Consider the following 21675-nt stretch of genomic DNA (forward strand, 5'->3'; position numbering starts at 1 on the left):
GGCGCCCATGCCGCCCTTGGCGGGGCGGTCGAAGCGGTGATGGCAGGGGTGGAGGGCTGTCAGCCAGGCGGGAACTGGTGCAGCAGGTGGGCGATGCTCGCCTTGTCGTTGACGCCGAGCTTGGAATAGATGGTGCGTATGTGATGGCGCACGGTGTTCGGCGCCAGGCCGAGGTCGCGGGCGATCTGCTTGTAGGTCTTGCCTTCGCTGAACAGCAGGGCGACGTCGCCTTCGCGATTGCTCAACTGTTCGATCGCGCTCGGTTGCCGCGCGGTGAGCAGGTAGAGGTCGCCGACCTGCCGCGAGTCGATCACCAGGCGCGTATCGCGATAGCCCTGCGGGCTGGTTTCCTCCGGCAGCTGCGGGCCGGTCCAGCCCGGCCAGGCGCCGAGCAGCAGGTCGACGAAGCCGCGTTCGGCGCAATGCAGCACGCCGTAGCGATCGCATACCGCCATGGCCAGAGCCTGGCGTTCGAGGGATTCGCGCAGGGCCACCAGGGTACGGATCTGGTTGGCCGAGACGGCCGCGGCCAGGTGCGCCGAGAGTTGCCCCAGGAGCAGCTTCTCCTGGTCCGCGAAGGGCGGGCCGCCAGGCGTGCGATAGAGGGCGACATGGTCGCTGAGGCGGGTGATCGGATCGACGTGGATCACGCAGAGCAGCTCACCGATGTCGTGACGCGCGCCAAGCCAGCGCAGCCCGGCGGTGGCCTGCATGTCGACGGCCACGGCGGTGCCCGGGCGGGCGTGTACCAGGCCGACGGTGATGTCGTCGTGGCTGATCGATTTCCAGTCCTCGACATAGTGCTCTTCGAGGTTGAACAGGTGTGCGCTGTGCTCCACCGGCACGCCGTCGATCAGCGCCGCGCGGCCCCACCAGGCACGCTGGAACGGCACCAGTTGCTGCAGACGTTCCAGCGCGGTGCGATGGAAACGCTCCAGGGTCTTGTCGCGCGCCAGCCGGTTGATATCCAGCACGGCGGCGCCGAACGCCGCGAGCAAGGCTGCGGATGACGAATGCGGGTCAGTGCTCCCTTTCATTCTCTCCCCCGTCCCACTTTTATAGTTCTTGGAATCGGCGTCCCGCCGCCTGGGCGGTCGCTGGGTGACGTACGCAGTATCCGGCCATCCGCCGCCGCGCTGCCATCCTGCAAATGCGGGATAGGACAGGCGGAACGGGGCCTGGCGGGCGCCTTGCAAGATATTTGCCCATTCGCCGTTTTCGGCGATCAACTGCGTTGAGCGGAAGCGCGTGGCTGGGTATAATGTCGCGCTTCCATTTTTCCCGTCTGGGAGCGCCCGCCATGCTGCGAATCAGTCAAGAAGCCCTGACTTTCGACGACGTCCTTCTGATCCCCGGTTATTCCGAAGTCCTGCCCAAGGACGTGAGTTTGAAAACTCGCCTGACCCGCGGCATCGAACTGAACATTCCGCTGGTATCCGCCGCGATGGATACCGTGACCGAAGCCCGCCTGGCCATCGCCATGGCCCAGGAAGGCGGCATCGGCATCATCCACAAGAACATGGGCATCGAGCAGCAGGCCGCGGAAGTCCGCAAGGTCAAGAAGCACGAAACGGCCATCGTCCGCGACCCGGTCACCGTGACCCCCTCGACCAAGATCATCGAACTGCTGCAGATGGCCCGCGAGTACGGCTTCTCCGGTTTCCCGGTGGTGGAGCAGGGCGAGCTGGTCGGTATCGTCACCGGTCGCGACCTGCGGGTGAAGCCGAACGCCGGCGATACCGTCGCCGCGATCATGACCCCGAAGGACAAGCTGGTCACCGCCCGCGAAGGCACCCCGCTGGAAGAGATGAAGGCCAAGCTCTACGAGAACCGCATCGAGAAGATGCTGGTGGTCGACGAGAACTTCTACCTGCGTGGCCTGGTGACCTTCCGTGACATCGAGAAGGCCAAGACCTACCCGCTGGCGTCCAAGGACGAGCAGGGCCGCCTGCGCGTCGGCGCCGCCGTCGGCACCGGCGCCGATACCGGCGAGCGCGTTGCCGCGCTGGTCGCCGCCGGGGTCGACGTGGTGGTGGTGGACACCGCCCACGGCCACTCCAAGGGCGTGATCGAGCGTGTGCGCTGGGTCAAGCAGACCTTCCCGGACGTCCAGGTGATCGGCGGCAACATCGCCACCGCCGAGGCCGCCAAGGCCCTCGCCGAGGCTGGCGCCGACGCGGTCAAGGTCGGCATCGGCCCGGGCTCGATCTGCACCACCCGCATCGTCGCCGGTGTCGGCGTGCCGCAGATCTCCGCCATCGCCAACGTTGCCGCCGCCCTCGAAGGCACCGGCGTACCGCTGATCGCCGACGGCGGCATCCGCTTCTCCGGCGACCTGGCCAAGGCCATGGTCGCCGGCGCCTACTGTGTGATGATGGGCTCGATGTTCGCCGGTACCGAGGAAGCGCCGGGCGAGATCGAGCTGTTCCAGGGCCGTTCCTACAAGTCCTACCGCGGCATGGGTTCGCTGGGCGCCATGTCCGGCTCCCAGGGCTCGTCCGACCGCTACTTCCAGGACGCCTCCGCCGGCGCCGAGAAGCTGGTGCCGGAAGGCATCGAGGGTCGCGTGCCGTACAAGGGTGCCCTGTCCGCCATCGTCCACCAGCTGATGGGCGGCCTGCGCGCCGCCATGGGCTACACCGGCAGCGCCGACATCCAGCAGATGCGCACGCAGCCGCAGTTCGTCCGGATCACCGGCGCGGGCATGGCCGAGTCCCATGTCCACGACGTCCAGATCACCAAGGAAGCCCCCAACTACCGGGTTGGTTGAGGCTGATTGAAATGAGTGCTGCACGGGGCTGTTCGATTCAGCCCCGTGTCGTTTTCGAATTCCGTAGCGAGAGATGGCCATGTCCCAAGACATTCACGCCCACCGTATCCTGATCCTCGATTTCGGCTCCCAGTACACCCAACTGATCGCTCGCCGCGTGCGCGAGATCGGCGTGTATTGCGAAATCCATCCCTTCGACATGAGCAACGAGGCGATCATCGCCTTCGCGCCGCGCGGCATCATCCTCGCCGGTGGCCCCGAGTCGGTACACGAAGCCGACAGCCCGCGCGCGCCGCAGGCGGTGTTCGACCTGAAGGTGCCGCTGTTCGGCATCTGCTACGGCATGCAGACCATGGCCGAGCAGATGGGCGGCAAGGTGCAGGGCTCCGACCTGCGCGAGTTCGGCTACGCCCGCGTCGACGTGGTCGGCAAGGCGCGCCTGCTGGACGGCATCGAGGACCACGTGGACGACGACGGCGTGCTCGGCCTCGACGTGTGGATGAGCCACGGCGACAAGGTCACCGAGATGCCGGCCGGCTTCCACATCCTGGCCAGCACCCCGAGCTGCCCGATCGCCGCCATGGCCGACGATGCCCGCGCCTACTACGGCGTGCAATTCCACCCGGAAGTCACCCACACCAAGCAGGGCCTGCGCATTCTCTCGCGCTTCGTCCTCGACATCTGCGGTTGCGCCGCGCTGTGGACCCCCTCGAACATCGTCGACGACGCCATCGCCACCGTGCGCGCCCAGGTCGGTTCCTCCAAGGTCCTGCTCGGCCTCTCCGGCGGCGTGGACTCCTCGGTGGTCGCCGCGCTGCTGCACAAGGCCATCGGCGACCAACTGACCTGCGTGTTCGTCGACAACGGCCTGCTGCGCCTGCACGAAGGCGACCAGGTGATGGCCATGTTCGCCGAGAACATGGGCGTGAAGGTGATCCGCGCCAACGCCGAGGACAAGTTCCTCGGCCGCCTGGCCGGCGTCGCCGACCCGGAAGAGAAGCGCAAGATCATCGGCCGCACCTTCATCGAAGTTTTCGACGAAGAAGCCACCAAGCTGCAGGACGTGAAGTTCCTCGCCCAGGGCACCATCTACCCCGACGTGATCGAGTCGGCCGGCGCCAAGACCGGCAAGGCCCACGTGATCAAGTCGCACCACAACGTCGGCGGCCTGCCGGAGGACATGCAGTTCGAACTGGTCGAGCCGCTGCGCGAACTGTTCAAGGACGAAGTGCGCAAGATCGGCCTGGAGCTGGGCCTGCCCTACGACATGGTCTACCGCCACCCGTTCCCCGGCCCGGGCCTGGGCGTGCGCATCCTCGGCGAGGTGAAGAAGGAGTACGCCGACCTGCTGCGCCAGGCCGACCACATCTTCATCGAGGAACTGCGCGCCTTCGACTGGTACCACAAGACCAGCCAGGCGTTCGTGGTGTTCCAGCCAGTGAAATCGGTCGGCGTGGTCGGCGACGGCCGTCGCTACGCCTGGGTCGTCGCCCTGCGCGCGGTGGAGACCATCGACTTCATGACCGCGCGCTGGGCGCACCTGCCCTACGAACTGCTGGAGAAGGTCTCGAACCGCATCATCAACGAGATCGCCGGTATCTCCCGGGTCACCTACGACGTGTCGAGCAAGCCACCGGCGACTATCGAGTGGGAGTGAAGCCACTTCTTCCCTGGTGATTCATCCGAAAGACAACGGCCGTAAGGCCGTTGTCTTTTATGGCTCCGCCGAAAGCCTTGTGGCTCCGCCAAATGATGTCTGTATAGCGTTGGCTGGTGGTCCGGCAACTGTTTAACGGCCGTTTTACGGTTGAATCGGCCCGTCGATCATGAGATATACTGCTTCGCTTTAATGATGCTTTGCTAATTGTCATGGCAGCTTTTCAGTGAAAAGTGTCGGTTTCTCGGGGCTGTCGAAATTTCGCAGCATTTTTGGGGTTTCATTGTTTCAGAGGCGAGTTTCGGGATGAAAATAAAGGCCGCGTTGATTGTTGATGATCTTTCATTGAGTGAGTGGCAAAAGCGGGCGATTGAAGACTCTTCTGAGTATCTTGATATTCAATTGGTTCTCAGTTGTCGTAATAGCGCGACCAAGAAAAGTGTCATCAAGCATTGCGGGTATTATTTTCTCAATATTCTTTCCCTGAAGAATGATATGACTCGTCGAGTGCAGTTAGACTCTCGTGGCTCAGAAGTCATTCATTTCGATTCTGATTACGAAGGGGCCTGGCAGCGCATCCCGGAAGATGTCTGCGCCCGAATTCTGGATAAGGGAATAAAGCTGGTCATCAAGTTTGGCATGTCTCTGCTCCGCATCGATGGAGGATTGCAGAGGCTGGACATTCTTTCCTACCACCATGGCGATCCAGAGTACTACAGGGGGCGGCCCGCGGGCTTTTATGAGATCTATGAAAATGCAGACAGCGTCGGGATCATAGTCCAGAAGCTCTCCAACAAACTGGACGCCGGCGAGGTCTTGGTGCGCGGGTACTCCAAGGTTCATCACCACTCCTACAAGAAAACCTCAAGAAACTTTTATCTGAATTCGGTCGTGCTGCTTCGCAAGGCGCTTGTCAATTACTCTCGGGGAGAGCAGGTGGTATTAGAAAAGCTGGGCAAAAACTACCGTCTGCCCAGCAATTTCACCGTCTTCAAGTTTTTCTGCAAGACTATCTTCCGGGGGCTTGCCCGGCTATCGTACGGGGCGTTTTTCGAAAAAAAATGGAATGTCGTTGCGCTTCCTTACAACGATATTCCTTCGTTGCAAGAATTGTCCGTCTCAGCAGGAAAGATTCCGAAGGTGGAGAAGGGGTATACTTTCTACGCCGATCCTTTCTTTAGTGCGGACGGTAAGCTGATACGTCTCGAAGCCTTGAATGCTAGCAACGGTCTGGGTGAAATCATTGAATTGAAGGCCCAGAGTCTTGACTTTTCACGTGTGATCTTGAAGGGGAATCATTTTTCCTATCCCTATTCGTTCGAGGCGTCTGGTGTCGAATATCTGATACCGGAAGTCGCCTCTCATTCCGCTCCCTGTCTTCTGCCTCCTCCTTTCGCTCTGGAGAGCAAGAAGCTATTCCAGGGAATGGAGGGTGAGCGGATTCTGGATGGCACGCTTTTCGAACACGGGGGCAGGTACTACCTGTTCTGCGGCCAGGCGGTATCAGGTTCGGACAACCTTTATCTTTATGTCGGCGAGAGCCTGGAAGGACCCTACACTTCCCATCCCTGTAACCCTGTGGTGATGAATCCCGGCTCCGCACGAATGGGCGGGCGTATCTTCAAGGAGGGAGGAAAGCTTTACCGGTTCGGTCAGAACAACTCCTATGGTTATGGAAGCAGTCTGGCCGTAAACGAAATCGAGGTGCTCGATCCAGAGCATTATTCGGAGAAGCGTGTAGCAAACCTGGCGTTCCAGGACGCACGCGGTCCGCATACCATCGACATTCATGGGCAAACCATGATCCTCGATTTCTACCAGGACAGATTTTCGCTTCTGGCGGGGTATCGCCGTTTGGTGGCCAGGCTGCTCAGCAAGGGCTGAGCCATTTCCGCGTCGCCAGCAAGTTACCCACGAACTGGGCGGAGCGACTACTGGTCGTAGAGACGCACATGGGGCAGGGTGGCCGACAGGTCGCCGTCTTCTATGTATGCGTCTTGGCAGGCCGGCGAATTTGTGATGTTAGCCATCGATTTTCTTCGCTCGGCGGCGGAAGCTTCTGTGGTTTTACCTATTCCCGAGCAAGCGAGGGAGCGGCTTCAACAAGCAAGTACAAGTCAGGCTCATGTCGAACGGTTATCCACCAAAGTATCGCTCTGATATTGATGGCTTGCGCGCAGTGGCGGTGCTTTCCGTCATTGTGTTCCATGCCTTCCCGGAAGTGTTCGGTGGAGTGACCTGCCCCCAGTTTTAGTACAGCTGCCTAGTTAGTAGGCCCTGGGGTTGATATCAATTTTTCCTGCTTCAGCTGCTGTTGGCGAGTTCGCCAACGTACAGCAAATTCTGCGCCGTCCCGTGCTTTTCTTGCAGCGGTGATGAAACAGCTGCTTACGGGATCGGACGATCTCGATAGGAAACTGGATTCCGCTGCATTCGGAATCCAGTTTTCCACTTCGATAATGACCCTCGTCCCAAGAGCCAGCGCTATCCGCCTGGCCGCTTCCGCATGCGAGGAGAGTTCTCATGGCTATCAGGCAAACCCCCATCAATTCGGGATTCGGAGCGAAAACGCAGGCCAGCGAGGTGATGGCGGGGCGAGACCTCTCCGGAAAGACCGCCATCGTGACCGGCGGCTACTCCGGTCTTGGCCTGGAAACCACGAAGGCGCTGGCCGACGCGGGCGCGCGGGTCATTGTTACGGCGCGCAGACCGGATGTGGCAAGGGAGGCGCTGCTCGGGCTCGACGAAGTCGAGGTGCAGGCGCTCGACCTGGCCGAGTTGGCCAGCGTGCGTCGGTTCGCCGAGGCCTTCTCCGCCTCGCGCCGTCGTGCCGATATCGTCATCAACAACGCCGGTGTGATGGCCTGTCCCGAGACCCGCGTAGGCCCGGGCTGGGAAGCGCAGTTCGCGACCAATCACCTTGGCCACTACGCCCTGGTGAACCTCTTGTGGCCGTCGCTCGCGGATGACGCGCGAGTGGTCGCCGTGTCCTCCGCCGGGCACCACTACTCGGCGATCCGCTGGGACGACGTGCAGTTCGAACGGGGCTACGACAAGTGGCTGGCTTATGCGCAGTCGAAGACTGCCAACGCCCTGTTCGCCATCCAGTTGGATGCGCTGGGTCGCGAGAGGGGTGTGCATGCCTTCGCATTGCATCCGGGCAGCATCGCCACACCGTTGCAACGCCATGTTCCACGGGCGGAGATGATCGCCCTGGGCTGGATGGACGAAGCCGGCAATCCGGCCAGCCCCGACACGCTCAAGACCCCGCAGCAGGGGGCTGCCACCCAGCTGTGGGCTGCGACCTCTCCGCTGCTGGCGGGGATGGGCGGGCTCTACTGCGAGGATTGCGACATCGCAGGCATCGCGCCGGACGACTCGCGCACCCTGGCCGGCGTACGCGAGCATGCGATCGATCCGGAGCAGGCCCGCCGCCTCTGGAGGCTTTCGGCGACGCTCACCGGGATCGACGCATTCGCGTCCTAGTCGAGCACACGGAAGACGTCGCGGATACCGCGCTTTCTGTCCATCAAACAAGCACCGGGATCGATCGAATGACCTCCAGCAGCGTAGGGAAAGGTATTGCCATCTCCGGCATGTTCTTCATGCTCGGATTGTGTTTTGGGGAGCCTCAGCTCCCGGATGGCCACGATAAAAGACGGACTCCAGCTTTCCGACGGGGTGTTCGGCAGTGCGCTTTTCGCCATGTCGGCCGGGGTGGTGCTCTCGTTGCCGGTATCCGGCTGGATGATCGCGAAGCTCGGCAGCAGAAACGTTGGAGTAACGGCGATTCTCGCGAACGCCGTTCTGCTGTTGTTGGTTCCCTTGGCTTCTAGCGTCTACCAGCTTGCTGCTCTGTTGTTCGTATCGGGGTTCTCCTATAGCGAATACCCAGGCAAGCCTGTCGGAGGCGCTCATCGGAAAGACCGAGTTACCGTTTTTCCACGGTATATGGGGGTTGGCGGGATTCGTCGGCGCCGGGTTCGGGGCGTTGATGATCGGGCAGGACTTTGCCTTGTCCACGCATTTCGGCGTGATATCGGTGATCGCCTTCCTGGCCGCCCTGGCCTGCTGGCGCTTTCTCCACGACCAGCCTGGCGCGGAGCGGGTCGGGCGGGCCTTCACGATGCCGGACAGGAGGCTTTTCAACTACGGGCTGATCGTTTTTTTCTCGATGGCCTGCGAAGGCATCATGTATGACTGGAGCGTCGTCTATTTCCAGGACGTGGTCTCGGCCGAGCGGCAACTGGTCGGAGTCGGCTTCATGGTGTTCATGGGCGCCATGACTGTCGGCCGGCTTCTGCTGAACCGAGTCGCCGACCGTTTCGGTACGCGCAGCACCTTGCAGTGGAGCGGGGGGCTCGCCTTGATCGGCATGGTCACGACGATCGCCTATCCGAGCCTGCTGGCGTCGATCATTGGCTTCTGCCTTGTCGGTCTCGGCATCTGTACCGTCATTCCGCTGGTGGCGGGGGCCGCCGCCCGCTCCTCGAGCATGGCGCCGAGTTCGGCTATCGCAGCCGTTCTGACGATCGGATTCCTGGGCACGTTGATCGGCCCGCCGCTGATCGGCTTTCTCTCCGAAGCGTTCGGCCTGCGTTATGCCTTCGGCGCGTGCGTGGTCCTGGCCATCGGGATCATCCTTCGGGCGGGAAAGATACCGTGGCAAGCTCCGTCGGTCGTTTGACCATGCGCTCGACCGCTCGGGGAACCTGCCGCATGGGCGGTTCGCCGAGCGCTATACCCTGCTGGCCTGCCGGCTGCGATAGTCTCTGGGCGAGCATTTCATGATGCGTTTGAAGGCGTTGCTGAAGGCGCTGTCCGAGCCGTAGCCCAGGGTTTGCGCGATCGAGGAAATCGTCGCTTTGCTGTCGCGCAGGGCGCGAGCCGCCAATTGCATACGCCAGTGCGATACATATTCCAGCGGCGCCAGTCCCGCGGTTTGCTTGAAACGCAGGGCCAGCGTGGAGCGCGAGGTACCCGCTACGTCGGCCAGGCGCTCGACCGTCCAGACTTTGGCCGGCTCGGCGTGGATCGCCCGGATCGCCGCGCCTATGCGCGGATCGGACAACGCCAGCAGCCAACTGGGCGTGTCGCTGCCCTTGCCGGCGAGATAGAGGCGCAGCACCTGCGCCAGCATGATGTGGCCCAGGTGGTGAGCGATCAGCGCGCTACCGGGTGACGGGCAGGAAAACTCATGGGCCAGTCGGTGCAGCGCCCAGCTCAGTACGGATGCCTGGTCCGAATCGCTTTTCACGACGGTCACCGGAGGCAGCCCGTCGAACAGCAGGTTGGCTTCTTCGCCAAAGGCGAAGCGACCGCCGATCAGGAAACAATCCTCGCTTTCCCCATAGTGCGCGACGCCGTCAGGGGCATCTCGGTAGAGCAGCGTGGCGTCGGCGGCGGGAAGGGATAGATCGCTGCCGACCAGCAGCGGACTGCGGCAGGACACCAGAAAGCAGTCGCCCGCTTCCAGTCGGATCGGCTCTTCCATGCCGTCGGTGGCCAGCAGGCAAGCGCCACGGACTACCACGTTGAACTTCACACCTTCCGGTGCCGGAAAGCGGAGTGCCCAATCGCCGCCGGTCTTCAGGGCGCCGAAGGAGGAGTCCTGGCTGTTGACCAGGGAAAGGACTTCGGAGAGAGGATCCATTGATGCTGGACGATCGCGATAGAAGATAGGAGTTTTTTGCATTCTAAGTCCGGAGATGTTTTCTCACAATGAGATTGCATCAGGTTGCCATCGACTCGGAGAACAGCATGCACGACAGACAGTTTCACATGCCTCCCGCTTTCGGCGGTGAGGCCAGCGACAGTGTCGCTCTCGCGGCGGGAGAGAAGCGATGATCAACCGTCAGATCGTTCTGAGCGAGCTTCCCCGGACTGCGCTCGCTGTCCGGCATTTTCAGGGGCGGGAGGTGCGTTGTCCGGTTCCGGCCGACGGTGAGCTGTTGCTTCGTGTCCTGTACATATCGCTGGACGCCGCCAGCCGGGCCTGGATGCAAGGCGCGACCTATCGCCCCGGCCTCGTGGCCGGGGAGGTGATGGCGGGGTTGGGGCTGGCCGAGGTGGTGGAATCGTGCTCGGCGTCGTTCCAGCCCGGCGACCTGGTCTGTGCCGAGACCGGCTGGCAGACTTTCGCGGTCGTGCCGGCGGCCGGGCTCATCAGGCTGCCGCGCCTCGAGCCCCTCACGCACCTGCTCAGCGTCTACGGCGTAGCAGGCCTGACGGCCTATTTCGGCCTTCTCGAATGCGTGAGGCCGATGCAGGGCGAAACGCTGGCGGTGTCAGCCGCCGCCGGTGCCGTCGGCTCTATCGTTGGGCAGATCGCCAGGATCAGGGGCTGCCGTACTGTCGGCATTGCGGGAGGCGCCAGCAAATGCGCCTGGCTGGTTCGTGAACTGGGTTTCGACGCGGCACTCGACTACAAGACGGGGACGCTGGCCGATGACTTGCGGCGGACCTGTTCGGACGGGATCGACGCGTATTTCGACAACACCGGCGGTGCAATCCTCGATGCCTGTCTGCCGAACATGGCGGAGCATGGACGGGTCGCCTGTTGCGGCGCGATTTCGCAATACAACCTGGACCGACCCGCCGCCGGTCCTGCCGGGATCCCCGGGCTGCTCATCATCAAGCGCCTGACGTTGCGCGGATTCCTTCTTGGCGACTTTCTCGAGAGCAGAGAGCGGGCGCTCTCCGATCTCAAGGCATGGGTCGACTCCGGGCAGATCAAGGTATACGAGGATGTGCTCTACGGACTGGAAAGCCTGCCGGCGGCTCTGGTCGGCCTGTTGAATGGCGAGAACTTCGGCAAGCGCATCGTGAAGGTAGCCTGAGCGCAGTCCGCGACCAGCGATCCGCCGCTGGCGCTGGGGAGCTCTTTTGCTTGCTGCAGGTCAGCGGGAGTGTATTTGTTCCGAGCGAGAACTCGCCTTGTGGGCGTGGAAATGAGAAAATCTATCATTTCCCAGCCGCAGTACCGCGAAGGTGAAGGCTCCATGACATTTACCCGTAGACAAGTGCTCGGCGGCCTCGCCGGGCTGGCGGTGGTCGGCCTCGGCGCCGGCGGCGCGCGCTTCTGGCTGGCGCGTCCGCAGGTGGCGCAGGAGTACGACTACGAACTGATCGCCGCGCCGCTGGACCTGGAGATCGTCCCGGGCTTCAGCAGTCCGGCGCTGGCCTATGGCGGCCAGTGCCCCGGCGTGGAGTTGCGGGCGAAGCAGGGCGAGTGGCTGCGGGTGCGCTTCACCAACAGGCTGGACGAACCGACCACCATCCACTGGCACGGCATCCGCCTGCCGATCGAGATGGACGGCGTGCCGTACATTTCCCAGCCGCCGGTGCAGCCGGGCGAGAGCTTCATCTACCAGTTCAAGACCCAGGACGCCGGCAGCTACTGGTACCACCCGCACCTGATGAGCAGCGAGCAGCTCGGCCGCGGACTGGTCGGCCCGCTGATCATCGAGGAGCGCGAACCCACCGGGTTCCGCCACGAGAAGGTTCTCTGCCTGAAGACCTGGCACGTGGACGAGCAGGGCGCCTTCACCCCCTTCAGCGTGCCGCGCCAGGCCGCGCGAGAAGGCACCCGCGGGCGCTATTCGACGATCAACGGCAAGCATGTGCCGACCATCGACCTGCCGGCCGGGCAGATCGTCCGGGTGCGCCTGCTGAACGTCGACAACACCGTCACCTACCGTCTCAACCTGCCCAACGGCGAGGCGAGGATCTATGCCATCGATGGCCATCCGGTGGAACCACGCGGCTTCGAGGGGCAGTACTGGATCGGTCCCGGGATGCGCCTGGAGCTGGCGCTGAAGGTGCCGGAAGCGGGCACCGAGCTGTCCCTGCGCGACGGGCCGGTACGCCTGGCGACGATCCGCAGCGTGGCCAGCGCCGAGGCACCTGCCGGCGACTGGCCGAAGCCGTTGCCGGCGAATCCGGTGAGCGAACCGGACCTGGCCAATGCCGAGAAGATCGGTTTCCGTTTCGAGTGGGTCGGGGCGATGTCCGATACCAGCGGCAAGAATCCCTATCCGTCGTTCTGGCAGATCAACGGCAAGGCCTGGGAGGGCGGCGAGGAGCACAAGCACAACGCGCCGCCGCTGGCCAAGCTCAAGGAAGGCCAGAGCTACATCTTCGAGCTGCGCAACATGGCGCAGTACCAGCACCCGATCCACCTGCATGGGATGGCCTTCAAGGTGCTGGATTCGGATCGCCGGGACATCATCCCGTACTTCACCGACACCTACCTGCTGGGCAAGAACGAGACTGCCCGCGTCGCGCTGGTGGCGGACAATCCGGGCCTGTGGATGTTCCACTGCCACGTCATCGACCATATGGAGACCGGCCTGATGGGGACCATCGCGGTCGGCGAGGCCTGGTGCGGGTGACTAAGCTGATCAGCAACGGCAAGGGCTACCCGACGGTAAAAGGCGTGCGTCCGATCATCGATCGCAGCCGGGACCCGCATTTCATGCGCGAGGCCCTGGCAGAGGCGGAAAAGGCCGCGGCCCTCGGCGAAGTGCCGGTGGGCGCGGTCCTGGTGCGCGAGGGCGAGATCATCGGGCGGGGCTTCAACCGGCCGATCAGTAGCCACGATCCCAGTGCCCACGCCGAAATGCTGGCGATCCGCATGGCAGCGGCGGAGGCGGGCAACTACCGGCTGCCAGGCAGCACCCTGTATGTGACCCTGGAACCCTGCAGCATGTGTTCCGGACTGCTGGTGCACGCACGCATCCAGCGCCTGGTGTACGGCACGGTCGAGCCCAAGTCGGGCGCAGTGGAAAGCCGTGGGCGATTCTTCGAGCAGGAGCATCTCAACCATAGGGTCATGGTCGAGGGTGGCGTGCTGGCGGAAGAATGCAGCCAGGTGCTCTCGGCGTTCTTCCGCGCGCGGCGCGAAGCGGCGAAGAAGCCTCGCGAAGACTGACGGATGTTTCTCTTTTCGAACGCTCCGGCTGAAACGTTAAAGCACGTCCTTGCCCCTTCCTCTCCTTCAAAAGCCATCTGCATCAATTATTTATCCGGATATTTCGGACGATCGGCATAGGCGTAAAGTCGTAGTCGCCGCGCGCTTCCTTCGTCGAATTGTGTGATATTTTGCACGGCCGCTTGAGCAAGCGGCCCGCAGGCAATGGCTTCAGGTGAGAGCGAGCCCGCCTGCGGATACCCCCGCCGGACCGCGCAGCCGAAAAGCGCGGCCGGTCCGGAGGCGTCCGCGATTCCCGGCCCTGCATTGTCCTCGAAGAAGGCCATCGGTACGGCGGTCCTGGCCGCCTCCCGCACAATGCCAATTCGAAATGCAGGGAGTTGTTGTCATGAGTGATACCCGGGTCCAGCAGTATCAGGATCACGCCGGGGCGGAAGCCGTCGATTCCTCGGGACTGGAGGTCAAGCGCCTGACGTTCCTCGAGGCGGTGGCGATGATCGTCGGAACCAACATCGGCGCAGGCGTGCTGTCCATGGCCTACGCCAGCCGCAAGGCCGGCTTCATGCCATTGCTGCTCTGGCTGGCGGTGGCCGGCCTGTTCACCACCATTTCCATGCTCTACGTCTCGGAAACCGCCCTGCGCACGCGCACCCACAACCAGTTGAGCGGCCTTGCCCAGCGCTATGTCGGCTCCTTCGGCGCCTGGGCGATCTTCCTGTCCGTGGCGGTCAACAGCATCGGCGCGCTGATCGCCTACATGAGCGGCAGCGGCAAGATCCTCAGCGCCTTCTTCGGCATCAGCCCGGCCCTGGGCAGCGTGCTGTTCTTCATTCCGGCCGCCGGCGTGCTGTACCTGGGACTGAGCGCCATCGGCAAGGGCGAGAAGTTCATCAGCATCGGCATGGTCAGCATGATCCTGATCCTGGTGGCGGCCACCCTGCTCAACGACAATACCGAGTTCGCTCGCCTGCTCGAAGGCGACTGGATCTACATGGTCCCGGTATTCAACATCGCGGTGTTCTGCTTCTCCGCCCAGTACATCGTCCCGGAGATGGCCCGTGGTTTCAGCCACGCCCCGGAGCGCCTGCCGAAGGCGGTGATCACCGGGATGCTGACCACCTTCGTCCTGCTCAGCATCGTGCCGCTCTCGGTGATCGCCCTGACCGGCCTGGAGAACCAGTCCGAAGTCGCCACCCTGGCCTGGGGCAAGGCGCTCGGCGAATGGGCCTTCTTCACCGCCAACACCTTCGCCCTGTGCGCCATGCTGACGTCCTACTGGGGCCTGGGCGGTAGCTTCCTGACCAACATCTTCGACAAGTTCCACAAGCTCGGTCCGGAGAACCGGCCGAAGACCCGCCTGCTGGTGCTGGCGATCGTCGCGCTGCCGCCGTTCGTCCTGGCCTACAGCGGGCTGGTCGGCTTCGTCAACGCGTTGTACTTCGCCGGGGCCTTCAGCGGGGTGATTCTCTCGATCATGCCGATCCTGATGCTGCGCTCGGCGCGCAGGAACGGCGACTTCGAGCCGGCCTGGAAATGCGGCTGGATCGCCCATCCGGCGATCCAGGCGGTGATCGTGACGATCTACCTGGCCAGCGCCGCCTACGCCATTTGTAGCGCCATGAACCTGCTGCCGGCCGGCTGGTAGGTCATCGCTGCCGGAAGAGGCCGCCATAGGGCGGCCTTTTTCATGGGATTTATTTTATCCGGATAATATTGTCGCTCTATTTATATCCGGGTATTATTCGGGCGTTCCATCCATGGGAGCCTGTCATGGCCAATGATCCATACATCCAATCCTTCACCTGCTTCGACGGCACGCGTCGGCTGCTGACGGCGGCGCTGCCGGAGGTCGCGCTGGCCTTGAAGCAAGCGGTCGCCGGCGGTGCAGCCGGACCGCTGCTGGTATTCGACAATGCCACTGGGCGCTCCGTCGATCTCGATATCCGTGGTTCCAGCGAGGACCAGCTGGCGCGCCTGGTCGTCGCAGGCGAGCGGCAACCGGCGGAGGAGGCCGCGCCGCGCGGGCGCGGGCGGCCGAAGCTGGGCGTGGTGGCGCGCGAGGTGACCTTGTTGCCGCGCCACTGGGAATGGCTCGCCGCGCAGCCCGGGGGCGCCTCGGTGGCGCTGCGCAAGCTGGTCGAGGAGGCGCGCCGCAGCCAGTCCGGGCGTGCGCGGCAGGCGCAGGAGCGCGCCTACCATTTCATGAATGCGATGGCCGGCGACCTGCCGGGCTTCGAGGAGGCGACGCGTGCGCTGTTCGCCGGGGATCGCGAGGGCTTCGCCGAGCGGATCGCCGGCTGGCCGACCGATGTGCGCGAGCACGCCGCCTGGCTGGCAAGCGACGGAGAATCCTGAGGGGAGGGGGCGGCTAGAGTTTCTCGTCGCCGCTGTCTTCTTCCGGGCGCGTCTTGTTCACGCCGGGCAGGTGCAACCCGCTCTCGGCGATCTGGCTGCCTTCCATCTGCGGCTGGGTCACCCAGGTGAGGATGTCGTAGTAGCGCCGCACGTTCTGTACGAAGTGCACGGTCTCGCCGCCGCGCGCATAGCCGTAGCGGGTCTTGGCGTACCACTGCTTCTGCGCCAGGCGCGGCAGCATCTTCTTCACGTCCAGCCACTTGTTCGGGTTGAGGCCTTCCTTCTCGGCCATCTTGCGCGCGTCTTCCAGGTGCGCGCCGCCGATGTTGTAGGCGGCCAGGGCGAACCAGCTGCGGTCCGGTTCCTTGATGCTCTCGGGCAGTTCGCTGCGGATCTGCACGAAATACTTGCTGCCGCCCTGGATGCTCTGCTTCGGGTCGAGCCGGTTGGACACGCCCATCGCCTGGGCGGTCCGGTTGGTCAGCATCATCAGGCCGCGCACGCCGGTCTTGGAGGTGGCGCCGGGCTGCCACAGCGATTCCTGGTAGCCGATGGCGGCGAGCAGGCGCCAGTCGGTATCCAGCTGCTTGCCGCTCTGCTTGAAGTGGCTTTCGTAGCGCGGCAGGCGTTGCTGCAGGTGCTGGGCGAAGGTGTAGGCGCCGACGTAGCCGAGTACGTCGACATGCCCGTAGTAACGGTCCTTCAGGCGTTGCAGCAGGCCTTCCTTCTTGGCCTGGTCGAGGAACGCGTTGACCTCGTTCATCAGGCTGTCGTCGTCGCCCCCCGGCAAGGCCCAGGCCAGCCCGCGGGCTTCGCCGAAGTCGAAGGCGACGCGGACGTTGGGGAAGTACACCTGGTTCATCGCCAGTTCGTTGGAGTCGACCAGGGTCAGGTCGATGTCGCCGACGTCGACCATGCGCAACAGGTCGACCACTTCGACAGCATCGGATTCTTCGTACTTCAGTTCGGGATACTGCTTCTTCAGCTCGGCGAGCTGCTCCGCGTGGCTGCTGCCCTTGAGCACCATGATGCGCTTGCCGACCAGGTCTTCCGGGCGGGTCGGGCGCTGCTGGCCGTTGCGGTAGATGATCTGCGGGGTTACGTCGAGGTAGGTGTGCGAGTAGCGCACGCTGGCGTCGTCTTCGCGTCCCGGGGTCAGGCCGGCCGCGGCGAGCGCCGGGCCGCCCTCGCGGGAAAGCTGGGCATAGAGGTCGTCGAGGTTGTCGGCGGTCTCGATCTTCAGCTCGACGCCGAGGCGCTCGGCGAAGCGCTTGGCCAGTTCGTATTCGAAGCCGGTTTCGCCGTTGCGGTCCTGGAAGTAGGTGGCCGGGCTGTTGCGGGTGATCACGCGCAGTACGCCCTCCTTCTGCACGCGCTCCAGGGCGGTAGGGGCTTTCGCCTCGCTACAGCCCGCAAGCAGCAGAAAGATGCCGGTCGCCAACAGCCAGGCGGCGCAACGTAAGCGGTACGCGGTCAGGGCAAACATCGGCGCAGTATACGCAAAGGCGAGACGGCGCCATATCTCGACAGCCGGGACCTTCTCTGCTATCGCCGGGATACCGTTCGTCCGCCGTTTCGCTTGCCCCGTCGCAGAGCGCTGCGGCGCCGTTCTCGAAGTGCTTCGAAGCGGGCCGCCGCGGATCCGATGGAGGGCTATGCGATAGCCATCGGCGCGGGTGCCGCCGGACGGTGCTTTACGGTAGAATGCACGGCCTCTGCGGGCCGGCCCGGCCGGCCCCCACACCTTCCCGTCTCCAGAGGCTGTTCCGACAATGCTGATCCTGCGCGGCGCTCCCGCCCTTTCCGCTTTCCGCCACGGCAAACTGCTCGAGCAACTGACCCAGCACGTACCTGCCGTTACCGGGCTGTACGCTGAGTTCGCGCATTTCGCCGACGTCACCGGCGCGCTCACCGCCGACGAGGAGCAGGTGCTGGCGCGGCTGCTGAAATACGGCCCGAGCGTGCCGGTGCAGGAGCCCAGCGGACGGCTGTTCCTGGTGGTGCCGCGCTTCGGCACCATCTCGCCGTGGTCGAGCAAGGCCTCCGACATCGCCCGCAACTGCGGCCTGGCGAAGATCGACCGGCTGGAGCGCGGCATTGCCTACTATGTGCAGGGCGAACTGTCCGAGAGCGATGCCCAACAGGTCGCCGCCCGCCTGCATGACCGCATGACCCAACTGGTGCTGGACCGCCTGGAAGGCGCCGCCGAGCTGTTCAGCCATGCGCAGCCCCGCCCGCTCACCGCCGTCGACGTGCTTGGCGGCGGTCGCGCCGCGCTGGAGAAGGCCAACGTCGAGTTGGGCCTGGCCCTGGCCGAGGACGAGATCGACTACCTGCTGAAGAGCTTCGGCGAACTGGGGCGCAACCCGCACGACGTCGAGCTGATGATGTTCGCCCAGGCCAACTCCGAGCATTGCCGGCACAAGATCTTCAATGCCAGTTGGGACATCGACGGGCAGGCCCAGGACAAGAGCCTGTTCGGCATGATCAAGAACACCTACGAGATGAACCGCGAAGGCGTGCTGTCCGCATACAAGGACAACGCCGCGGTCATCGTCGGCCATGTCGCCGGGCGTTTCTTCCCCGATCCGCAGACCCGCGAATACGCCGCCAGCCGCGAGCCGGTGCAGATCCTGATGAAGGTGGAGACCCACAACCACCCGACCGCCATCGCGCCGTTCCCCGGTGCCTCCACCGGTTCCGGCGGCGAGATCCGCGACGAGGGCGCCACCGGCCGCGGCGCCAAGCCGAAGGCCGGCCTGGCCGGCTTCACCGTGTCCAACCTGCAGATCCCCGGTTTCGAACAGCCCTGGGAAGTGCCCTACGGCAAGCCCGAGCGCATCGTCACCGCGCTGGACATCATGATCGAGGGCCCGCTGGGCGGCGCCGCGTTCAACAACGAGTTCGGCCGTCCGGCGCTGACCGGCTACTTCCGTACCTTCGAGCAGAAGATCGCTACCCCTCACGGCGAGGAAGTGCGCGGCTACCACAAGCCGATCATGCTCGCCGGCGGCATGGGCAACATTCGCGACGAACACGTGCAGAAGGGCGAGATCAGCGTCGGCGCCAAGCTCATCGTCCTTGGCGGCCCGGCCATGCTGATCGGCCTGGGCGGCGGCGCCGCCTCTTCGATGGCCACCGGCGCCAGCTCCGCCGACCTCGACTTCGCCTCGGTGCAGCGCGACAACCCGGAAATGGAGCGACGTTGCCAGGAAGTGATCGACCGCTGCTGGCAGCTCGGCGAGCGCAACCCGATCAGCTTCATCCATGACGTCGGTGCCGGCGGCCTGTCCAACGCCCTGCCGGAACTGATCAACGACGGCGGCCGCGGCGGTCGCTTCGAGCTGCGCGCGGTGCCCAACGACGAGCCGGGCATGAGCCCGCTGGAAATCTGGTGCAACGAGTCGCAGGAGCGCTACGTGCTGTCGGTGGACGCCGCCGACTTCGAGACCTTCAAGGCCATCTGCGAGCGCGAGCGCTGCCCGTTCGCGGTGGTCGGCGAGGCCATCGAGCAGCGCCAGCTGACCGTCGCCGACAGCCATTTCGACAACAAGCCGGTGGACATGCCGCTGGAAGTCCTGCTCGGCAAGGCGCCGCGCATGCACCGCGCGGTTACCCGCGAGGCCGAGCTGGGCGACGATTTCGACGCCGCCGGGCTGGAGCTGCAGGAAAGCGTCGAGCGCGTCCTGCGCCATCCCGCCGTGGCCAGCAAGAGCTTCCTGATCACCATCGGCGACCGCACCATCACCGGGCTGGTGGCCCGCGACCAGATGGTCGGGCCCTGGCAGGTGCCGGTGGCCGACTGCGCCGTCACCGCCACCAGCTTCGACGTCTACACCGGCGAGGCCATGGCGATGGGCGAACGTACCCCGCTGGCGCTGCTGGACGCCCCGGCTTCCGGACGCATGGCCATCGGCGAGACGGTCACCAACCTGGCTGCCGCGCGTATCGGCAAGCTGTCCGACATCAAGCTTTCCGCCAACTGGATGGCCGCCGCCGGCCACCCCGGCGAGGACGCGCGCCTGTATGACACGGTCAAGGCCGTGGGCATGGAACTGTGCCCGGAACTGGGCATCACCATCCCGGTGGGCAAGGACTCGATGTCCATGAAGACCCGCTGGCAGGACAATGGCGAGGACAAGAGCGTCACTTCTCCGGTCTCGCTGATCGTCACCGGCTTCGCCCCGGTCGCCGACGTGCGCCAGAGCCTGACCCCGCAACTGCGCCTGGACAAGGGCGAGACCGACCTGATCCTGATCGATCTCGGCCGCGGCAAGAACCGTCTCGGCGGCTCGATCCTGGCCCAGGTCCACGGCAAGCTCGGCCGCGCCGTGCCGGACGTCGACGACGCCGAGGACCTGAAAGCCTTCTTCGCGGTGATCCAGGGACTCAATGCCGACGGCCATATCCTCGCCTACCACGACCGTTCCGACGGCGGCCTGATCACCAGCGTGCTGGAGATGGCCTTCGCCGGTCACTGCGGCGTCGAGCTGAACCTCGATGCCCTGGCCGATAGCCGCGAAGAGCTGGCGGCCGTGTTGTTCAGCGAGGAACTGGGCGCGGTGATCCAGGTTCGCGAGGGCGCCACTCCGGAAGTCCTCGCGCAGTTCAGCGCCGCCGGTCTCGACGACTGCGTGGCGGTGATCGGCCAGCCGGTCAACGGCTACGAGATCAACCTGAACTACAACGGCGAGACCGTCTACAGCGCCCAGCGCCGCATCCTGCAACGCATCTGGAGCGAGACCAGCTACCAGATCCAGCGTCTGCGCGACAACGCCGACTGCGCCGAGCAGGAGTTCGACGCGCTGCTGGACGAAGACAACCCCGGGCTGTCGATCAAGCTCAGCTACGACGTCAACGACGACATCGCCGCGCCCTACATCAAGAAGGGCGTGCGGCCGAAAGTGGCGATCCTCCGCGAGCAGGGCGTCAACGGCCAGGTGGAGATGGCCGCGGCGTTCGACCGCGCCGGCTTCGCCGCGATCGACGTGCACATGAGCGACATCCTCGCCGGGCGGGTCGACCTGGACGCCTTCAAGGGCCTGGTGGCCTGCGGTGGCTTCTCCTACGGCGACGTGCTCGGCGCCGGCGAGGGCTGGGCCAAGTCGATCCTCTTCAACGCCCGCGCCCGCGACGGCTTCCAGGCCTTCTTCGCGCGCAAGGACAGCTTCGCCCTCGGCGTCTGCAACGGCTGCCAGATGATGTCCAACCTGCACGAGCTGATTCCCGGCACCGAGTTCTGGCCGCACTTCGTGCGCAACCGTTCCGAGCAGTTCGAGGCGCGGGTGGCGATGGTCCAGGTGCAGGAGTCGTCGTCGATCTTCCTGCAGGGCATGGCCGGTTCGCGCCTGCCGATCGCCATCGCCCATGGCGAAGGCCATGCGGAGTTCGAGTCGGAGGAAGCGTTGCTCGAGGCCGACCTTTCCGGCTGCGTGTCGCTGCGTTTCGTCGACAACCACGGCAAGGTCACCGAAGCCTACCCGGCCAACCCCAACGGGTCGCCGCGCGGCATCACCGGGCTGAGCAGCCGCGACGGCCGGGTCACCATCATGATGCCGCACCCCGAGCGGGTGTTCCGCGCCGTGCAGAATTCCTGGCGTCCGGACGACTGGCAGGAAGACGGCGGCTGGCTGCGCATGTTCCGCAACGCCCGGGTCTGGGTGGACTGATCCGGCATGGCGGGCGATGCGGACTCCAACTCGTCGCCCGACCTTCTTCCCGAGGTTCGCCGGGTCTCTCCCGGCGACACCTTGCGGCTCTGTACCTGCGGGGCTTCGGCTTCGCTTCCCGATTGTCCCGCCGACTGCCGCAACGGCCTGACGCTCCACGCGACCCGCGAGCGCCTGTTGCTGTTGTGCCGCTGCGGGCGCTCTGCCGACCTGCCGTATTGCGACGGTAGCCATGCGCCTTCCGCCTCCGGGCTGAAGGCCAGGTGGCGGCGTTTCCGCGGCTGAACGTAAA

16 protein-coding genes are annotated in these 21675 nt (G+C 64.4%); 12 read left to right on the plus strand and 4 right to left on the minus strand.

Annotation, left to right across the window (positions count from 1 at the left end; translation table 11 throughout):
• Positions 1–59: 59 nt before the first annotated feature.
• The gene (locus tag LE197_RS35910; RefSeq protein ID WP_012613656.1) at positions 60–1037 is read right to left on the minus strand and encodes a helix-turn-helix transcriptional regulator; all 978 of its coding nucleotides are present in this window, start codon (positions 1035–1037) and stop codon (positions 60–62) included.
• Between the two features lie 263 nt (positions 1038–1300).
• On the opposite strand from LE197_RS35910, the gene guaB reads away from it, so the two are divergent.
• The 5 genes from guaB to LE197_RS35935 all read left to right on the plus strand — a co-directional run bounded on the left by guaB (position 1301) and on the right by LE197_RS35935 (position 9114).
• On the plus strand, positions 1301–2770 hold the full coding sequence (gene guaB, locus LE197_RS35915; RefSeq protein ID WP_003092702.1) for an IMP dehydrogenase: 1470 nt from the start codon (positions 1301–1303) through the stop codon (positions 2768–2770).
• A 79-nt stretch (positions 2771–2849) separates the two neighbouring features.
• Positions 2850–4427: a glutamine-hydrolyzing GMP synthase gene (gene guaA, locus LE197_RS35920; RefSeq protein ID WP_003105901.1), complete on the plus strand. Its 1578-nt coding sequence runs from the start codon at positions 2850–2852 to the stop codon at positions 4425–4427.
• Positions 4428–4733: 306 nt separating this feature from the next.
• Positions 4734–6311 (plus strand): hypothetical protein, encoded by a 1578-nt coding sequence (locus LE197_RS35925; RefSeq protein WP_016852508.1) that lies wholly within the window; start codon positions 4734–4736, stop codon positions 6309–6311.
• Positions 6312–6950: 639 nt separating this feature from the next.
• The gene (locus LE197_RS35930) at positions 6951–7913 is read left to right on the plus strand and encodes an SDR family NAD(P)-dependent oxidoreductase (protein WP_003453720.1); all 963 of its coding nucleotides are present in this window, start codon (positions 6951–6953) and stop codon (positions 7911–7913) included.
• A 472-nt stretch (positions 7914–8385) separates the two neighbouring features.
• Complete coding sequence (locus LE197_RS35935; RefSeq protein ID WP_003453717.1) at positions 8386–9114, plus strand: MFS transporter; 729 nt, start codon at positions 8386–8388, stop codon at positions 9112–9114.
• Between the two features lie 51 nt (positions 9115–9165).
• On the opposite strand, the gene LE197_RS35940 is transcribed toward LE197_RS35935, so the two are convergent.
• Positions 9166–10080, minus strand: a complete 915-nt coding sequence (locus LE197_RS35940; protein WP_073666463.1) for an AraC family transcriptional regulator — start codon at positions 10078–10080, stop codon at positions 9166–9168.
• A 190-nt stretch (positions 10081–10270) separates the two neighbouring features.
• Here LE197_RS35940 and LE197_RS35945 point away from each other — a divergent pair, with 190 nt between their 5' ends.
• The 3 genes from LE197_RS35945 to tadA all read left to right on the plus strand — a co-directional run bounded on the left by LE197_RS35945 (position 10271) and on the right by tadA (position 13359).
• On the plus strand, positions 10271–11266 hold the full coding sequence (locus tag LE197_RS35945; protein WP_003122116.1) for an NADP-dependent oxidoreductase: 996 nt from the start codon (positions 10271–10273) through the stop codon (positions 11264–11266).
• 162 nt (positions 11267–11428) lie between these two features.
• Positions 11429–12820 carry a multicopper oxidase family protein gene (locus tag LE197_RS35950; RefSeq protein WP_003122117.1) on the plus strand — a complete coding sequence of 464 codons (1392 nt, stop codon included), beginning with the start codon at positions 11429–11431 and terminating at the stop codon, positions 12818–12820.
• On the plus strand, positions 12811–13359 hold the full coding sequence (tadA, locus tag LE197_RS35955; RefSeq protein ID WP_009876951.1) for a tRNA adenosine(34) deaminase TadA: 549 nt from the start codon (positions 12811–12813) through the stop codon (positions 13357–13359). Before LE197_RS35950 ends, tadA begins: the two co-directional genes overlap by 10 nt.
• An 86-nt stretch (positions 13360–13445) precedes the next feature.
• On the opposite strand, the gene LE197_RS35960 is transcribed toward tadA, so the two are convergent.
• On the minus strand, positions 13446–13685 hold the full coding sequence (locus tag LE197_RS35960; RefSeq protein ID WP_152959661.1) for a hypothetical protein: 240 nt from the start codon (positions 13683–13685) through the stop codon (positions 13446–13448).
• A 62-nt stretch (positions 13686–13747) separates the two neighbouring features.
• Between LE197_RS35960 and LE197_RS35965 the strand changes: the two genes are divergently transcribed.
• Both LE197_RS35965 and LE197_RS35970 read left to right on the plus strand, forming a co-directional pair.
• Positions 13748–15004 (plus strand): amino acid permease, encoded by a 1257-nt coding sequence (locus LE197_RS35965; protein WP_003092694.1) that lies wholly within the window; start codon positions 13748–13750, stop codon positions 15002–15004.
• Positions 15005–15129: 125 nt separating this feature from the next.
• Positions 15130–15714: a DUF2239 family protein gene (locus tag LE197_RS35970; protein ID WP_003122118.1), complete on the plus strand. Its 585-nt coding sequence runs from the start codon at positions 15130–15132 to the stop codon at positions 15712–15714.
• Between the two features lie 13 nt (positions 15715–15727).
• Here LE197_RS35970 and mltF read toward each other — a convergent pair whose 3' ends face one another.
• Positions 15728–17200, minus strand: a complete 1473-nt coding sequence (mltF, locus tag LE197_RS35975) for a membrane-bound lytic murein transglycosylase MltF (protein WP_003104806.1) — start codon at positions 17198–17200, stop codon at positions 15728–15730.
• 286 nt (positions 17201–17486) lie between these two features.
• Between mltF and purL the strand changes: the two genes are divergently transcribed.
• Together purL and LE197_RS35985 are read left to right on the plus strand one after the other, a co-directional pair.
• Entirely contained in the window at positions 17487–21383 is a 3897-nt protein-coding gene (gene purL / locus LE197_RS35980) for a phosphoribosylformylglycinamidine synthase (protein WP_023117132.1), read from the plus strand.
• A gap of 6 nt (positions 21384–21389) precedes the next feature.
• Complete coding sequence (locus LE197_RS35985) at positions 21390–21668, plus strand: CDGSH iron-sulfur domain-containing protein (RefSeq protein ID WP_003113822.1); 279 nt, start codon at positions 21390–21392, stop codon at positions 21666–21668.
• The last annotated feature ends 7 nt before the right edge of the window (positions 21669–21675 follow it).

Source organism: Pseudomonas sp. PS1(2021) (assembly GCF_020405165.1).
GTDB lineage: Bacteria > Pseudomonadota > Gammaproteobacteria > Pseudomonadales > Pseudomonadaceae > Pseudomonas > Pseudomonas aeruginosa.

Coding starts and splice junctions, on each gene's coding strand:
- guaA (WP_003105901.1), top strand. CDS start 2,850: ATGTCCCAAGACATTCACGCCCACCGTATCCTGATCCTCGATTTCGGC.
- LE197_RS35925 (WP_016852508.1), top strand. CDS start 4,734: ATGAAAATAAAGGCCGCGTTGATTGTTGATGATCTTTCATTGAGTGAG.
- guaB (WP_003092702.1), top strand. CDS start 1,301: ATGCTGCGAATCAGTCAAGAAGCCCTGACTTTCGACGACGTCCTTCTG.
- LE197_RS35940 (WP_073666463.1), bottom strand. CDS start 10,080: ATGGATCCTCTCTCCGAAGTCCTTTCCCTGGTCAACAGCCAGGACTCC.
- LE197_RS35985 (WP_003113822.1), top strand. CDS start 21,390: ATGGCGGGCGATGCGGACTCCAACTCGTCGCCCGACCTTCTTCCCGAG.
- LE197_RS35965 (WP_003092694.1), top strand. CDS start 13,748: ATGAGTGATACCCGGGTCCAGCAGTATCAGGATCACGCCGGGGCGGAA.
- LE197_RS35910 (WP_012613656.1), bottom strand. CDS start 1,037: ATGAAAGGGAGCACTGACCCGCATTCGTCATCCGCAGCCTTGCTCGCG.
- LE197_RS35930 (WP_003453720.1), top strand. CDS start 6,951: ATGGCTATCAGGCAAACCCCCATCAATTCGGGATTCGGAGCGAAAACG.
- LE197_RS35970 (WP_003122118.1), top strand. CDS start 15,130: ATGGCCAATGATCCATACATCCAATCCTTCACCTGCTTCGACGGCACG.
- LE197_RS35960 (WP_152959661.1), bottom strand. CDS start 13,685: ATGGCCTTCTTCGAGGACAATGCAGGGCCGGGAATCGCGGACGCCTCC.
- LE197_RS35945 (WP_003122116.1), top strand. CDS start 10,271: ATGATCAACCGTCAGATCGTTCTGAGCGAGCTTCCCCGGACTGCGCTC.
- purL (WP_023117132.1), top strand. CDS start 17,487: ATGCTGATCCTGCGCGGCGCTCCCGCCCTTTCCGCTTTCCGCCACGGC.
- mltF (WP_003104806.1), bottom strand. CDS start 17,200: ATGTTTGCCCTGACCGCGTACCGCTTACGTTGCGCCGCCTGGCTGTTG.
- LE197_RS35950 (WP_003122117.1), top strand. CDS start 11,429: ATGACATTTACCCGTAGACAAGTGCTCGGCGGCCTCGCCGGGCTGGCG.